Below are 15,581 nucleotides of genomic sequence, written 5' to 3' on the forward strand. Positions count from 1 at the left end.
TCGGTGAGCGCGAGGGGGCGCTGGCGCCGGGCAGCGTCCGGGTGGGCGAGGGACTCATCTGGGGAGCGCTGGCGGAGTTGGTTCGCGCGCTGGCCCGGGGCGAGGAGGCGTCGCTGGTCGAAGAGGACGTCAACGCCGCGGGCCGGGCCCTCTGGAAGGCTTTGGCCGCGGAGGAAGACTCGCCCTCCCGAGGCTCCGACACGCCTCCTTCTGGGGCGGCGAGGACGGAAGACTTCGAGCCTGGAGGCACCGGCACGCTTGCGCCTGTCGCGGAGCACGTCGAGGCCGAGAGCACTGGCGGCCCCGCGTTGGCCACCGGTGCTGCATCGCCAGAGGCGCCCGTCTCCGACGGAGTGGTGCCGGGTCATGCTCTCCGGGAAAGCGACGCACGGGGCGCATGTGAAGAACTGAGCTGTCCGCAGCCCTTCCAGACGAGATGCGCTCGCCGCTCCCGCGCAACACCTATCAGGCAAGCGATGGGTCTGGGTGCCGGCCCTCTGCACTCGCTGATGGAGGTCACAATGGCGGAGCGTCCGAGGGACTCCGGGCACCTGAAGTCCGGACAGGTGCATGTGCTGGACGGGCGGCCCGGGGGCCGAGACCACCTGGTGCTCGTCCCAGGCTTCGGCGGCTTCGATGCGCTGGGCTCGCTGCGCTACTACCACGGGGTGACCGAGGTGCTGCGCGAGCTGGAGCCTGGCTCGGAGCTGTCCGTGCACTACTTCCCGAACCTGCCCACGGCCAGTGTCCAGACGCGGGCCCGGCAGCTCCAGCGCTGGCTCGCGGCGCTGTGGGACCGGCTGAACTTCCTGCCGGCGGATCGCATCCACCTCATCGGCCACTCCACCGGCGGGCTGGACATCCGCCAGCTGCTCACCGACCACCGCGTGCAGTACCAGCAGCATGCGCGCGGCACGGGCGGCTCATGGTCGCCGGTCCTGGACCGGATTGCCTCCGTGCAGTTCCTCTCCACGCCCCACCGCGGCACCGCCCTGGCCTACCACCTCAGCCGCACGCGGCTTCGCCGCACGGCCTGCCGGGCATTCCTGTACGGCGCATACCAGTCCCTGCGTGCGTTCGGCGAGCGCGGCAGCGGCCAGCTGGGCCGGCTCGGCAAGGTGCTGGCGCCCTCCGCCCGGACTCCCGACTGGGTGGACGCACTGCTCGACACCCTGCGCGGTACGTACATCGCGCATGGCAGCCTCGAACGTGCCACTGCGCGCAGCTCGTACTTCGAGCTGCTGCGCTGGCTGCTGGACATGGGGACCGACTTCAATGCCATCACGGACCTGGACCCCTGCAAGCCTCCGTCCGGTGCTCCCGCCAGCCCCGCGCACCAGGATGAGAAGGACTACGAGGAGGACACGCGCTTCCTGCGCGAGCGCCACATCCGAGTGCGCTCCATCGTCACGGTGGCCGGTGCGCCTCCGCCGCGGCGGGGGCGCCTGCCAACCCTCTACGGGGTGACGTACGGGCTGACGGCCCTGAATCCTCCCGAGCGGCTCCAGTCCCGCACCGTGCGCGAGCTGATGAACCCACGGAACGAGCGCACGCTGCGGCCCACGGAGAATGACGGCTTCGTCAACTCCGTCTCCCAGGTGTGGCCGGACGAGGCGCACAGCTACCTTGTCGAGGGCGACCACGCGGACGTCATCGGCCACTTCCACGCGCCGCCGGCCACGCGGGACGGGGACTTCTTCGCGTTCCGCCAGTATGACCTGCTGAGTTCGAACTCGGACTTCGACGAGGAGGCCTTCACGGCGCTCTGGCGGAAGGTGGGCCAGTTCGCCCTGGAGCGGGCCGGGGCACGACGGGAGCGGCGGGAGCCACGGCCCAGGCCCTCCGCCACCGACACTCAGCAGCCTGCCGCCTTCCGGCCCTGAGGAAGCGAGGCTGGGCCTCAGTGAAGGGTGACGTCCGTCGTGGCCAGGCGCTCCAGCTTCCGCGCGGGCACGGCGGAAACCGCACGGCATCGCGCTGACGACGCGCACCTCCCTCCTCGGTCGTCAGGACTGCGCGCACCCATGCGCCCACCGCGAGCAGTCGCTGTGACGAGCCACGAACTCTCGTGGCCCACGAACTCTCGCGGCGCGAGTCCGCACGCCAACCCGTGGACTTTGCTGGGACTCGCCCGGGTGCGAGGCATGGCAGGGCAACTGCATCGGCCGGGGGCACTGCATTTCCGCAGTCATCTCCCCGGAGCAACGAGCCATGTCCCCGCTTCTCTCCACACCTCGCATTCGAGCGCTGTTGCTCGGCGTGCTCCTCTTCGTTCCGGCGCTCGCGGGCGCGACCCCGCCAGACGCCTCGCTCCACCCTCCCGCCGCGTCCGCAAGCGCCGTGGCCTACCGCACGGTGAAGGTGGACGGCCTGGACATCTTCTACCGGGAGGCCGGCCCCCGGGATGCGCCCACGGTACTGCTGCTGCACGGCTTCCCGACGTCCTCACACATGTTCCGCAACCTCATCCCGGCACTCGCGGACCGCTACCACGTGGTGGCGCCGGACTTCCCCGGCTTCGGGCAGAGCAGCATGCCGGCAGTGGGGGAATTCGAGTACAGCTTCGAGCGGCTCTCGCGCGTGATGGAGCGCTTCACGGAGGCGGTCGGCCTCGGCTCCTACAGCCTCTACCTGATGGACTACGGAGCGCCCGTGGGCTTCCGGCTCGCGGCGCGGCACCCCGGGCGCGTGGAGGCGCTCATCATCCAGAACGGCAATGCCTACAACGAGGGGCTGCGCGAGTTCTGGGAGCCCGTCAAGGCGTACTGGCGTGAGCCGAGCCCGAAGAACAGGGACGCGCTGCGTGGGCTGCTGACGCTCGACGCCACCCGCTGGCAGTACACCCACGGCGTGCGAGACGTCACGCGCATCAGCCCGGACACCTGGACCCTCGACCAGCGGCTGCTCGACCGGCTGGGGAACCAGGACATCCAGCTGGCGCTCTTCTACGACTACCGCACCAACGTGCCGCTCTATCCCCAGTGGCAGGCGTACCTCCGCAAGCACCAGCCGCCCACGCTCATCGTCTGGGGCAAGAACGATCACATCTTCCCGGCCGAGGGCGCCACGCCCTACCTGAGAGACTTGAAGGGCGCGGAGCTGCACCTGCTGGACACGGGCCACTTCGCGCTCGAGGAGGACGGCGCGGTCATCGCCGGGCACATGCGCCGCTTCCTCGCGAAGCACGTGAGGCAGCCCACCCCGCGCCGTTGACGGCGGCTCGCGCGCCGCTGGTGAGCGGGGAAGACGTTCCAGGCCATCCCGCTTTGCGTCGGGTGCTCTACACCTCGCTCCCGGCGGCCCTCTCTTCCACTCCGTGGCGGCGCGTAGGGTAGCGCTGCCTTGAAGACCCCGGGGGGAGCCATGGGCAAGCGCTGGACGGCGGAGGGACCGCGTAGGCTCGCGGTGCCCGTGGGGCTCCTGCTGCTTGCACTGGGATTACGCATGGCCTTCGTCACCAGCGAAGGGCTCTGGTTCGACGAGCTGTACATCGCGATGCAGTCGCGGATGAGCTTCCGGGAGCTCCTCCAGCACCTGGCGAACGAGGACGTGCACCCGCCGCTCTATCCCCTCCTGATGCTGGGATGGTCGCGGCTGGTGGGCTCAACGGGGGAGCTGAGCCTGCGGCTGCCGTCGGCCCTGTTCGGTGCGCTGAGCGTGGCCGCCGTGTACGCGCTGGGACAGCGGATGTTCGGGCCGGCGACAGCGAGACTGGCCGCGGGGTGGCTGGCGGTGAACGCGTTCGCCATCCACTACAGCCAGGAGGCACGTAGCTACAGCCTGCTGCTCCTGCTGAGCACTGTCGCGGTGCTGGCCTGGTACCAGTGGGCGCGGCAAGCGGCGCCCTCGCTCGGGGACGCGCTGCTCTACGGGGTGGCGGCCCTGCTGGTGGCGTACACGCACCTGTTCGGAATGCTGCTCGTGGCCTTCCTGGGACTGACGGACCTGGCGCGGGTGCTGCGGCGGCGCATGCCCGGGCGGCGGCTGCTGGGAACGTACGGGGGCATCGCCCTGGGGATGGCGCCCTGGGGGCCATGCCTGTGGAGCCAGGCCACACGTGTCCAGCAGGGGTTCTGGATTCCCCGGCCCGAGGTGCTCTTCTGGGTGGACTACCTGCGGCAATACGCGGGGCACGCGCTGCTGGGGCTGGCCGCCCTGGGCGCCAGTGCCCTCGCGCTCTGGGGCGCCCCGCGGACGCGCGGCGCGGAAGAGGACGCCCCATCCCAGGGGTCTCCCAGCCTGCCATGGACCCGGGAGTCAGCCATGCTCGCGTGGCTGCTGCTCTGGGGGGTGTTCCTGCTGGGCGTGCCGTTCGTGCTGTCCCGCGTCGGTCAGCCCATCCTGCATGCCAAGAGCGCCATCGCGGTGCTGGCGCCGATGGCGCTGCTGTCGGCCCGGGGGATGACGCGCCTGCCCGGGGCCTGGAGCGGCGCCGTCGCAGCGGTGTGGGCCTTCGGCTCGCTGGCGGTCACCACGCTCGGCTACCGCACCTATGAACGCGAGCAATGGAGGGAGATGGTCACCACCGTCGAGCGGGAGCGCGCGCCCACGGACCTCGTCGTCGCCTACCACCCCCGCTATGACCCTTCCGCCTTCTACCGCTACTACCTCGATCCGGCGACCGAGCTGGTGATGTTGTGCTGCGACAGCCAGGAGACGTGCGCGCCAGGAGACGCGCAGCTCGAAGCCCTGGCCGCGCACCATGGCGCGAAGCAGCTCTGGCTGCTGAGGATGCGGGCCGTCGCGGGCGCGCTCCCTCCGGGCCTGGAGCACTCCTGGAGGGTCGTGGAGTCACGCAGGTTCAACGGTGGCATCCTGCAGCGGCTCGTCCAGGGCGGAGACGGTACGGCCCGGGTCGAAGGCGCGGGGTCCCCATCCAGCCCCGTGCTCTCCGGCCGCTGTCCCCACGTCCTACACTGGCACCCGGCCGCGCCGAGGCCGCGCCTCAGCGAGAGACGCCCTACCACTGGACGCGCATGGCCCCGACGCGGCCTCCCTCGGTGATGACAGCGGGGCTGATGGTGCCCGTGCTCACACCGCACTCGTCGAAGAGGAGCATCAGCGTGCCCTCCCATGCGGCGAAGGAGGTCGTCTCCATCGCATACGTGGAGCGCAGCTCCAGCATCCCGGAGCGCGGGGACTCCCGCGTCCAGCGGAACGAGAGGCCGGTGAAGAAGGGCCGGCACAGGGAGTCCAGCGCGGCGAAGAGGGTCGCGGGGTCCCGGCCGCCCATCGAGATGATGGTCTGCATCTGCGGCTTGAGGAACTTCAGCGTCGAGCTTCGCGTGGCCTCGTAACCGAGGTGCCGGACGCCCTCGCGTCCCTTCAGGGAGAACACCACCTGCAGGAGCGGAGCAACCGCGTCGATTTCCACCCAAGCGGTGTGCAGGGGCGGCGCGTCCATCAGCCTGGCCACCGCGGGAGGCACGCGCCTGTGCACTTCGGCCCGAAGCCCGAGCGCATCGAGGCCCGCCAGATAGGAACGAAAGAGGCTGCACCAAGTGCGGGCGCGCTGCGGCAGCAACGCCATGAGCGCGCCGCCGGGCCCGCCTACCGGGCGGACGGGCTGACGAGCCCTCCCCTTCCTCCACACCCTCGCGGGCTCAATTCAGCGTTCCGCACTCGGCGATCCGCTGCACACGAAGCGCGGCCAGCCGCTCCAGCGGGGCCGCCGCCTCCGGTCCTTCGAGCATCGCCACCGCGCGGGCGACCGCATCCAGGGTGGACATCCCGGCCGGATGCGTGGGCTCGCGGAGCCGGAGCATTCCGGGCTCGGGCGGCGGCAACACCAGCCGGGGAAGCGTCCGCAGCACGGGGAGCCGCTGGGTCATCCGCCGTGCCTGCGACCAGCTCGCGTCCAGCACCACCAGTTGCCTCGGCGCGGGGGCGTCCGGCGGCGCGGGGGCGCCATCGGGGTAGAGCAGCCAGGTGCCGGGCTCGGCGAGCACGGCGGTGTCGAAGGGCTCGACCGGTGAGCCATGGGTGAGCAGCCTGGCATTCGCGAGCGCCAGCGCCGCCACCCGCCCGGTGTTGCTCTTCTTCGCGATCTCCATCACGTGCTGGAGGAGGAGGAACCGGGTGCGCGTCTCCACCCGCGGTATCTCGGCACACAGGCACAGGTGCGACGGGAGGTTGCAACGATCACAGCGGGGACGGGCAGCGCGGGGAGACATCCTCCGCCATCCTGTTCCGGTGGCGGCGGGAAGAGAAGCGTTCATTGGTCCCGCCCCCCGCTCGGAGCACGCGGATTTCCGCCGCGAACGGTGTAGGGTGTGGAGCCTCAACGTTCACGAAGGAGCTACACCCAGATGGCCGCGCAGACGATGGAGCAGCTCGTTTCCCTGTGTAAGCGCCGGGGCTTCATCTTCCCAGGGTCCGCGATCTACGGGGGGCTGCAGGGCACGTACGACTACGGCCCGCTCGGCGTCGAGCTGAAGAACAACCTGAAGCTCGCCTGGTGGCGCGCCAACGTCTGGGAGCGCGAGGACATGGAGGGCCTCGACGCCGCCATCCTCATGAACAAGCTCACGTGGCGCTACTCGGGGCACGAAGAGACCTTCGTGGACCCGATGGTCGACTGCAAGGAATGCAAGATGCGCTGGCGCGCGGACCAGATCGCGGGCAAGTGCCCGAACTGCGGCTCCGCCGAGCTCACCGAGCCCCGCCCGTTCAACCTGATGTTCAAGACGCAGGTCGGACCGGTGCCGGACCCCGAGTCGTTCTCGTATCTGCGCCCGGAGACCGCGCAGGGCATCTTCGCCAACTTCAAGCACGTCCTCGATTCGACCTCCCGCAAGCTCCCGTTCGGCATCGCGCAGATTGGCAAGGCGTTCCGCAACGAGATCACCCCGCGCAACTTCATCTTCCGCGTGCGCGAGTTCGAGCAGATGGAGATCGAGTTCTTCGTGAAGCCCGGCGAAGACGAGGCGTGGCACCAGAAGTGGGTCGAGGACCGCATCAACTGGTGGCTCTCCGTCGGGCTCTCCCGCCAGAACCTGGAGCCGTACCACCAGAAGGCGAACGAGCTCGCGCACTACGCCAAGGCCACGGTCGACCTGCTCTACCGCTTCCCGCATGGCCTCGAGGAGCTCGAGGGCATCGCCAACCGCACCGACTACGACCTGGGGTCGCACAGCAAGGACCAGGGCTCGCTCGGCTTGAAGGCGCGTGTGTCCCCGAACGGCCACAGCACCGAGAAGCTCACGTACTTCGACCCGGAGACGAAGCAGCACGTGGTGCCGTTCGTCATCGAGCCGTCCGCCGGCGTCGACCGCGGCGTGCTCGCGGTGCTCAGCGAGGCGTATGCCGAGGAGCAGGTGAAGCCGGCCCCGGCGGATCGCCTGAAGCCCGTCGAGGAGGCGCTCGGCACGTTCCTCAAGTCCGTCAGCCGCAACGAGAAGCTCCCGGCGGACGCGAAGAACGCCATCATCGCCGAGGGTGAGCGCATCGCGGGAGCGCTGGGTGAGCGGCTCGCGTCCATCACCGGCCTGCTCTCCATGCCGGGCGCGGAGAGCATCGAGGTCGCGAAGAAGCTCCGCGGCCAGGTGGACCCCGTCGTCGACGAGTTCTACCGGACGGTGCTGCACTTCAAGCCGCGCCTGGCGCCCATCAAGGTGGCCGTGCTGCCGCTGAAGAAGAACCACCCGGGCATCGTGAGCGTGGCCAAGGGCATCCGCCGGCAGCTTCAGTCCTCGGGCTCGATGCGGGTCGTCTACGACGACACCGGCGCCATCGGAAAGCTGTACCGGCGCCAGGACGAGATTGGCACCCCCTTCTGCGTCACGGTCGACTTCGACACCCTCGGCGACGGCAAGGACGCGTCCTCGAAGGACACCGTCACCGTGCGCCACCGCGACTCGATGGCCCAGGAGCGCGTTGCCACCTCCGAGCTCGAGAGCTACCTGCGCGAGAAGATGGCCTGAGCCATCCCGGGTCAGTATCATCACCCTCTTCAGCCGGGAGGGGATTGTGCTTGCGGGGGGCGCCAGCGGTCTGCTTCCGTCTGTGGAGCGTCCCCATGAACCTCATTGAGCCTTGCATGCTGGCTGGAGCGGCGGTGGGGGCCGTGATGGGAGCGGTCCTGGGCTTTGCATCGGGCCCGCTCTGGGGAACCGGCGGCCTGCTGGTGGGAGCCGTGCTCGGGGGGCTGGCCGGTCCCTTCGTCTTCATCTTCCTCGGACTGCTCTTCCTCACCGTGCGCTTCGGGCCCCGCCATGTCTTGAGCCTCTTTCGCGAGGGCCCTGGCACACGCCGCCCACCGGGTGATGCGTAGCCACAACCGCGCAGACTGACGAGCGAGCCATCTGAAAGGTTATGGACTCCGAGAGGAGGCGCTGACGGCCCCACCCTGGGGATTGCGCTGACACGTGCCAATGCAGGAAGTAGGCTCGCCGCGAGCGCAGCGAACCCCTTCCCTCCTCGCGGGACATTCCATGCAGCCTGTCCACCTGAATCCGGCAAGCCTCCCACGGGGTACCCGGGTAGGTCCGTGGTATGTGATGGAGCCGCGAGGCTGGGGCACCTACGGCGCCGTCTACCGCGCCCTCGGCATGGACGGCGTCCCCGGGCCCGTCGCACTCAAGCTGGCCCTTCACCCGGCCGATGCGCGCTTCGCTCGTGAAGTCGAGTTGCTCTCCCGCATCCACCACCCCTGCGTCCCTCGTCTCGTGGACCATGGCAGCTGGCTGTCTCCCGTGGGCATCCCCTACCCCTTCCTCTCCATGGAGTGGGTCGAGGGCGTCTCCCTTTACGAATGGGCGCGCGTGCGCCGCCCCTCCTCCCGCCAGGTCCTCCACGCCCTCTCATGCCTCGCTCGCGCCCTGGCGGCCACCCATTCCGCAGGAGGCGTCCACAGAGACGTGAAGGGTGACAACGTCCTCGTCCGCGCAGCCGACGGCCACGTCTTCCTCACCGACTTTGGCTCCGGACACTTCCTGGGCGCCGCCACGCTCACCTCGCCTCCCTTTCCTCCTGGCACTCCTCCCTACCGCTCCCCGGAGGCCTGGCGCTCCGTGAAGCTCCCCTTCCATGCCTCCACCCCGCCCTACGCTCCCGGGCCGGCCGATGACGTCTTCGCTCTGGGAATGACCGCCTACCGGCTGGTGACCGACGACTACCCTCCCACCACGGCGCCCATGGACGAGGAGTCCCATATCTGGAGCCTGGAGGGCACCGGCCCTCGACCTCCGCGCGCCCTCAACGTCCGCTGCTGCGCCGAGCTGAGCGCGCTCGTCTCCCGGATGCTCTCCGTGCGCCCCGAGGCACGGGGCAGCGCCCGCGAGCTGGCCGAGGCGCTGGAGCAAGCCGCGAGGACGGCGGGGCCAGAGGCGGATGTGCCTCTCTTCGTCCCGGTGGAGCTCCAGTCCGTAGACGCACGGGCCGCCTCCAAACACGCTGTGCGTCGCGCGTCTGGGAGTCCCCGCCGCTCCTGGCTCATCGCAGCCAGCCTGGGCGGAGCCGTGGCGCTTGGCACCGGGTGGATGCTGAGCGCACGTCCCGGCGACGAGGCCGAGCAGGCACAGGCGTCAGCGGACGAGGAGACGGAGGATGGCGGCACCGTGGCTGTCGGAGACGCCGTACTGACGGCGCCGCTGCCACCGGGTCGCGCCCCTTCCGCGTCGTCGACCATCTCCGTGGATCTGCCTCCCAGGCCGCTCCCTGGGCAGACACGGCCAGATGCTGCTGGCCGCTGCCCCAGCAAGACACAGATTCCCATCAACGGTGGGTGCTGGGTGGAACTGAACGTGAGCTTGAAGGACTGCGACCCGAGCCTGAACTATGTCGTGCACAAAGGCGCGTGTTACGGCCCCACCTTCCCGCCGGCGCGCCCTCCCACCTCGAGGCCCGCTGGGGACGACACGCCGTAATCCGGGGTGCGGAAAGCCGAGGCCGTCTGCGCGCATGGCTGCTGATGATGCGCCGGGATTGCCCGCTACTCGCCGCCGCCGACCGTGACGAACGCCGGGTCCCTGGACGTGAAGGTGGCCAGCTGCATTCGAGTCATCTCCACCGGCCCGTCCGGGTGGAGCGGATCACACACGAGGTAGTTGCCGTCCTCAGTGCGTCCCACGATGGCGACCATGTGCCCGCTGCCTTCCAGGTGGTAGTCCCCCGGGAACTGATCCGCCCATTCCTGGCTGAGCGTTCCGTTCACCACCACCGGCTGTCCGTTCGCGAGCGCGGCATCCAGGTTGTCCCAACCGGTCTGGTTCATGCCCGCGTTGGCCTCGCTGCGCCGGGCGCCCCCGGCGATACTGGTGAGGCTGGTGTCGGTGCCATCATCGTCGAGCTGTGGAATCTCCTGGCCGTTGACGGTGATGGTGGGGTGGTCGTCGCTGGGGAACATGAGCGCGCGGGCGTAGTCGATCTCCTGCTCCGGGGTGAGCCCCTCTGGCATGTTTCCCGAGGCGCGCAGTGCCATGGCGAGGCTCGTGGGCCCGCAGTTGTGCGTGGAGTCGGCGCCGTCCGGATTGTACGTGGGGTCACCGAACTGCGTGATGAAGGCAGCATCGGCTTCCGCCATGGTGCTCGGCAGGTCGTCCGAGAGCACGGGGCCGGAGTACACGTATTCCTCCAGCCGCACCGAGCGGAGCTGGCTCACCTCGTCGTAGTCCAGGTGGAGGTCCTCGCAGAGCCTTTGCAGCGTGGCGTCTCCGCCGTTGGCGTACGCGTAGTCGACCAGGTCCTGCGTCGTCTCCATCCCTTCATGCTCCGCCATGAACGCCTGCAGGTCGGGGTTGACGACACGCCGTTTCTCGCCCTGGGCCTCCTCCTTTCCGCGGACCTGCATGACGGGCCCATCGCCCTTGAGCATCAGGGGCTGTCCCCCGGTGAGGTCGACATTCACGCGCGTCTGGGCATGGGCTCGAGGTGCCTCGAACGTGTCGCCCGTGAGTGCTTCCGGGAGGTAGTCCTTTGGACCGCCCGCCTTCGGACGCGCCTCGGACCGGGGTGCCTCGATGGAGCCGGCCTTCTGGAGGTGATGCCGCTGGACCTTCATGTTCATGTGTCCCCCTCTGCATGCACGACGCGGCCGAATCGTCGGTCATCCCTGACGCCATGCACACGCCGCGGCAGGTCACGTTCGCGCGCCCTCATGAACGGGCCTGCGCCACAGGGCGCGCGGCTCCTCGACGCCCGGGGCGGTGGCATGGCGGCCCGTGGCGCGGCCTCCTCAAAGCACTCAGGTTTCCTCATCGGGTCAGCGCGTGCGGAGGTTGATGCTCAGCGAGTCTCCAACTCGCGGAACGTCACCTCGTCCAGTTCGAGGCGATTCACTGATTGCTGGAGCATCGTCACAACGGTCGCGATTCGCAATGTGCGCCCTGCATCCCTGACAGGCCCGCCCCCGGGTTGCCCAGGCCGGAATGGAGCCTCCATTCCGCAGGGCCCGCCAGGTCCACGCCTGTTGCGGAAGAAATCTGAAGTTAGCCCCAGACAGGGCATCAGGAATGAGCCGGAGTCGGCACAGCAAATGCGCCCGCGTGGAGCTGGGGTGAGTCTCCAAACGACCTAAACACCTCCGCCTCCGCGTAACCCACACGGTTGCCCGGATGTAGCATCTCTCCGTATTGGGTGAGCGCTTGGTGCACCGACAGAAGGGTCGGCAGTCCAAGGTCGCTGGCGAAGTACTTGGTCGCATTCCAGATACGCGAGCCCTGAGACGTATGGGCGGCAATGACGATCGCTGCGGTCCTCTTCGGATCCTGCTCGATGCTGAAGCGGAGGGCCCTGTTGAAGCCCTCACCACATGCCACCACGTCAACCGACCTGCCGTGAACCTCCAGGATGCGCCGTGCGCCACGAGTCAAGGCGGGGGCAAGCTTCCAGTTGTTCCCCGTCGTCGAACGCTGCCTCCATTCAATTGGGTTGGGCATGCCCGGTGACCAACCCAAGATGAAGAAGGGGAGGTGCCCCTGCGCCACGAGCACCTCAGTGTGTTCGCTTCCACGTTTGGCTTCGCCCTCCTTGGACGCTTCGGTATCGCAGGTGTCCACCCCCAGCACGACGGCAAGAGCGTTCTGTCGCGCGACGGCCGCGAGCTGGTTTGCGAGTTCCCTCGCTTCCGCCAAATCCGCAGCGAAGAAGTACCCAGCCGGGAACAAGACAAGATGCGCGCGCCACTTCCCGTGCCCATGTCATGACTTCATTTGCCAGTCTTAGGCGAGCTTTGTTGCCAAGCAGATCGCGCCGGCCTTCCAAGCCCACCATCATCGAGACGACTCTCAACAAGGACTCATCATTAGGCATCATTCGTTGCTCCGGAACACGCGCTTGGAGGCTTTATCATGCACAACATTCACCGGCGTTCCTTCTCCAGATGAGCACGCGGGCATTACCCCGTGCACTCCACCACGCTTCGCAACTGCAGGCGCTCGATTCCAGTGCCCTGCAGGTGGCGCTCATGGACGCCCACCTGCGTCCGTCAGGCAGACCCAACGAAGCCCCACGCATTCGTCCAGCCGGCGCTTCGACCTCGGGCCGAACGCATCTCCGCCGCGCACGGCCCTTCCCGGCCATCCAGCCCGAGCACCAGCGAGGAATGCGCCTGCGGATCCAGGTCCAGCAGCAGCACGCTGTGCCCCGCGTCCACCAGGGCCGACGCCACGCGCGCGCGCAGCGTGGTCTTCCTGACCCCGCCCTTGATGGTGGAGAACGCAATGGACCCCATGTCCCCGCCCTACGCCGGACGGCGCAGGGGATGAGAACTGGCCGGCCGCGCTCATACCCGCCCCCCCACTCCGGTAACCCGCTTGCCCGCCCACCCGTATCCACCAGACCCGCGTGAATACCGCCGCCCGGCCCACGTTCTAGAGCCGCAACCCCCGCCAACCCAGATGCTCCGGAATGGCGCGACCGCCCCATCCCAAGGCGATCCAGAATGGTGCACCGCTCAACATCGGGCGGCCCCACTCAAGTGATTTCAATCACTTAGCCTTGGCATTCCACGTGCTCTAGCCCCCGGGTGTCAGGACGTCCGAAGAGGATGTCCCCCACTTCAGGAGGCTCATCATGGAAGTCCGGTTCTACGGGGTACGGGGGAGCATCGCGGTGTCCGGCTCGCGCATTGGCGGCAACACGGCGTGTGTGGAGGTGACGAGCCAGGGCCACCGTCTCATCCTGGACGCGGGCACGGGCATCCGGACGCTGGGCGAGGTCATGATGCGCGAGGGCGCGCCCCAGAAGGCCACGATGTTCTTCTCGCACCTGCACTGGGACCACGTGCAGGGCTTCCCCTTCTTCACGCCCGCGTACCTGCCCACGTCGGAGTTCGTGATGTACGGCCCCGGCGCCAATGGCGCCCAGGCGCTCCAGTCGGAGCTGGCCGCGCAGATGCAGCCGCCGCACTTCCCGGTGCCGCTGTCCACCATGCGCTCGCGCATGGACTTCCGCTCCGCGCTGCACGCGCAGCCGGTGGAGGTGGGGCCGTTCAAGGTGACGCCCATCGACGTGCCGCACCCCCAGGGCTGCCTGGCCTACCGCGTGGAGGCGGACGGCCACTCGTTCATCTACGCCACGGACGTGGAGGTCCGCCGGGAGGACCTCGACCCCGAGGTGGCCCGCCTCTTCGACGGCGTGGACGTCCTCTGCCTGGACGCCCAGTACACGCCCGACGAGTACGAGGGCCGCAAGGGCATCTCCAAGAAGGGCTGGGGCCACTCGACGATGATGGACGCGGCGGGCGTGGCGAAGCTGGTCGGCGCGCGCCGGCTGTGCCTCTTCCACCACGACCCGGCCCACCCGGACGACGTGGTGGAGGACATGGCCGAGCAGGCCCGCGCCCTCTTCCCCGTCTGCGAGCCGGCGCGTGAGGGCCAGCGGCTCGTCCTGGGCCGCGCGGCCTGAGAGGGGGCGGCCCCATGCCCTCCGGATGTTATGGTGAGGCCGCGGCCTTCGTCCTTCCGCCCCTGCCTCCCATGCCCCCTCCCCCCTCGGACGTCACCCAGGTCCTCCTCCCCCTCGGGGGTCTCGTCGGACGGGAGGTGGACCTCGACGCCTTCCTCCAGACGCTGATGGACCGCATCGCCGCCTCCATGCAGGCGGACCGGGGCACCCTGTGGCTGCTGGACCCGGCGCGCCGCGAGCTGTTCAGCCGCGCGGCCCACCTGCCGGAGGTGTCGCAGATTCGCGTGAAGCTGGGCCAGGGTGTCGCCGGCACCGTGGCCGAGCTGGGCCAGGCCATCAACGTCCCGGACCCGCGCGGCGAGCGCCGCTTCTTCGCGGACATCGACCGGATGACGGGCTACCGCACCAACAGCCTGCTCGCGGTCCCCCTGCGCGACGCCGACGGCGCCCTCTACGGCGTGCTCCAGGTCCTCAACCGCCGCGGCGGCGACAACTTCACCGCCGAGGACACCGAGCGGCTCACCGCCATTGCCTCCCAGGTGAGCACCGCGCTCCAGAGCACCACCCTCTACCAGGAGCTGCAGCGCGCCAAGGACCAGCCCCAGGCCCCCGTCGGCTACTTCTTCAACCACATCATCGGCGAGTCCCCCCAGCTCCAGTCCATCTACCGCCTGGTGCGCAAGGCCGCGCCCACGGACGCCACGGTGCTGCTGCGCGGCGAGAGCGGCTGCGGCAAGGAGCTGTTCGCCCGCGCCATCCACGTCAACGGCCCCCGGAGAGACCAGCCCTTCATCAAGGTGGACTGCGCCGCGCTGCCCGCCACGCTGATTGAAAACGAGCTGTTCGGCCACGAGCGCGGCGCCTTCACCGGCGCGGACCACCGGGTGCCCGGCAAGTTCGAGGCGGCCAACGGCGGCACGGTGTTCATCGACGAGATTGGCGAGCTGCCGCTGCCCGTGCAGGGCAAGCTCCTGCGCGTCATCCAGGACCGCGAGTTCGAGCGCGTGGGCGGCACCCAGGCGGTGAAGGTGGACGTGCGCATCGTCGCCGCCACGCACCGAGACCTGGCCCGCATGGTGGCCGAGGGGCGCTTCCGCGAGGACCTCTACTACCGCATCAAGGTGGTGGAGGTGGTGCTGCCGCCCCTGCGCGAGCGCGGCGCGGAGGACATCGAGCGGCTGGCCCGGCACTTCGTCGCCACCGTGGCCCGGCGCAACCGCCTGCCACCACCGAAGCTCAGCGCCGCCGCGCTGGAGCGCCTCAAGCGCTACCGCTGGCCCGGCAACGTGCGCGAGCTGGAGAACTGCATCGAGAGCGCCGTGGTGCTGTGCGAGGGCGAAATCCTCGAGGAGCACCTGCCGCTGCCCAACGTGGACCGCCCGGCGCCCGCGCCCGTCACCGCCGCCCCCGCCCTGCCCGCTCCCGATGAGGAGCGTGCCCCGGGCGAGGCCGCCGGGCTGCTGCCGCTGGCGGAGGTGGAGCGGCGCCACATCCTGCGCGTGCTGGACGCGGTGAAGGGCAACCGCACCGCGGCGGCCCGGGTGCTGGAGATTGGCCGCAACACGCTGGCGCGGAAGCTCAAGGAATACGGCCTGGGCGACGAGGCCTGACGCGCCGCACGAGGGTGCTCGCGGCCCCGTCCTCGGGGGCAGTCCTTCCGGTGACTGCTGGTCTTTTCAGGGGTGTGGCTTGTTCCGGGCGCGCGGTCGGCGTACGACCAGAGGGCACCGAACTCC

At 69.4% G+C, this 15,581-nt stretch carries 13 protein-coding genes; 8 read left to right on the forward strand and 5 right to left on the reverse strand.

The window, feature by feature from the left end:
- Positions 1-521 precede the first annotated feature (521 nt).
- The 3 genes from K8638_RS25635 (at position 522) to K8638_RS25645 (ending at position 5,004) form a co-directional block, all read left to right on the forward strand.
- Positions 522-1,883: a triacylglycerol lipase gene (locus K8638_RS25635; protein WP_223757249.1), complete on the forward strand. Its 1,362-nt coding sequence runs from the start codon at positions 522-524 to the stop codon at positions 1,881-1,883.
- Positions 1,884-2,211: 328 nt separating this feature from the next.
- A complete protein-coding gene (locus K8638_RS25640; RefSeq protein WP_223757250.1) occupies positions 2,212-3,213 on the forward strand; it encodes an alpha/beta fold hydrolase in 1,002 nt (333 codons plus the stop codon).
- A gap of 231 nt (positions 3,214-3,444) precedes the next feature.
- A complete protein-coding gene (locus K8638_RS25645) occupies positions 3,445-5,004 on the forward strand; it encodes a glycosyltransferase family 39 protein (RefSeq protein WP_223757251.1) in 1,560 nt (519 codons plus the stop codon).
- On the opposite strand, the gene K8638_RS25650 is transcribed toward K8638_RS25645, so the two are convergent.
- Positions 4,961-5,530: a hypothetical protein gene (locus K8638_RS25650; RefSeq protein ID WP_223757252.1), complete on the reverse strand. Its 570-nt coding sequence runs from the start codon at positions 5,528-5,530 to the stop codon at positions 4,961-4,963. The two genes, K8638_RS25645 and K8638_RS25650, sit on opposite strands and share 44 nt — an antisense overlap.
- Positions 5,531-5,603: 73 nt before the next feature.
- Positions 5,604-6,173, reverse strand: coding sequence for a tRNA-uridine aminocarboxypropyltransferase (locus K8638_RS25655; protein WP_223757253.1), 570 nt, complete (start codon positions 6,171-6,173; stop codon positions 5,604-5,606).
- A gap of 135 nt (positions 6,174-6,308) precedes the next feature.
- Here K8638_RS25655 and K8638_RS25660 point away from each other — a divergent pair, with 135 nt between their 5' ends.
- From K8638_RS25660 to K8638_RS25670, 3 genes are all read left to right on the forward strand, one after another.
- A complete protein-coding gene (locus tag K8638_RS25660) occupies positions 6,309-7,922 on the forward strand; it encodes a glycine--tRNA ligase (RefSeq protein ID WP_223757254.1) in 1,614 nt (537 codons plus the stop codon).
- Between the two features lie 95 nt (positions 7,923-8,017).
- On the forward strand, positions 8,018-8,272 hold the full coding sequence (locus K8638_RS25665; protein ID WP_223757255.1) for a complement resistance protein TraT: 255 nt from the start codon (positions 8,018-8,020) through the stop codon (positions 8,270-8,272).
- Between the two features lie 226 nt (positions 8,273-8,498).
- The gene (locus K8638_RS25670; RefSeq protein WP_223757388.1) at positions 8,499-9,866 is read left to right on the forward strand and encodes a serine/threonine-protein kinase; all 1,368 of its coding nucleotides are present in this window, start codon (positions 8,499-8,501) and stop codon (positions 9,864-9,866) included.
- 65 nt (positions 9,867-9,931) lie between these two features.
- On the opposite strand, the gene K8638_RS25675 is transcribed toward K8638_RS25670, so the two are convergent.
- The 3 genes from K8638_RS25675 to K8638_RS25685 form a co-directional block, all read right to left on the reverse strand.
- A complete protein-coding gene (locus K8638_RS25675) occupies positions 9,932-11,005 on the reverse strand; it encodes a C39 family peptidase (RefSeq protein WP_223757256.1) in 1,074 nt (357 codons plus the stop codon).
- A gap of 439 nt (positions 11,006-11,444) precedes the next feature.
- The gene (locus K8638_RS25680) at positions 11,445-12,104 is read right to left on the reverse strand and encodes a hypothetical protein (RefSeq protein ID WP_223757257.1); all 660 of its coding nucleotides are present in this window, start codon (positions 12,102-12,104) and stop codon (positions 11,445-11,447) included.
- 320 nt (positions 12,105-12,424) lie between these two features.
- Entirely contained in the window at positions 12,425-12,670 is a 246-nt protein-coding gene (locus K8638_RS25685; RefSeq protein ID WP_223757258.1) for a ParA family protein, read from the reverse strand.
- A gap of 341 nt (positions 12,671-13,011) precedes the next feature.
- Here K8638_RS25685 and K8638_RS25690 point away from each other — a divergent pair, with 341 nt between their 5' ends.
- Together K8638_RS25690 and K8638_RS25695 are read left to right on the forward strand one after the other, a co-directional pair.
- Positions 13,012-13,845, forward strand: a complete 834-nt coding sequence (locus tag K8638_RS25690; protein WP_223757259.1) for an MBL fold metallo-hydrolase — start codon at positions 13,012-13,014, stop codon at positions 13,843-13,845.
- Between the two features lie 14 nt (positions 13,846-13,859).
- On the forward strand, positions 13,860-15,455 hold the full coding sequence (locus K8638_RS25695; RefSeq protein ID WP_223757260.1) for a sigma 54-interacting transcriptional regulator: 1,596 nt from the start codon (positions 13,860-13,862) through the stop codon (positions 15,453-15,455).
- Positions 15,456-15,581 lie beyond the last annotated feature (126 nt).

Source organism: Myxococcus sp. RHSTA-1-4, assembly GCF_020037125.1.
Taxonomy (GTDB): domain Bacteria; phylum Myxococcota; class Myxococcia; order Myxococcales; family Myxococcaceae; genus Myxococcus.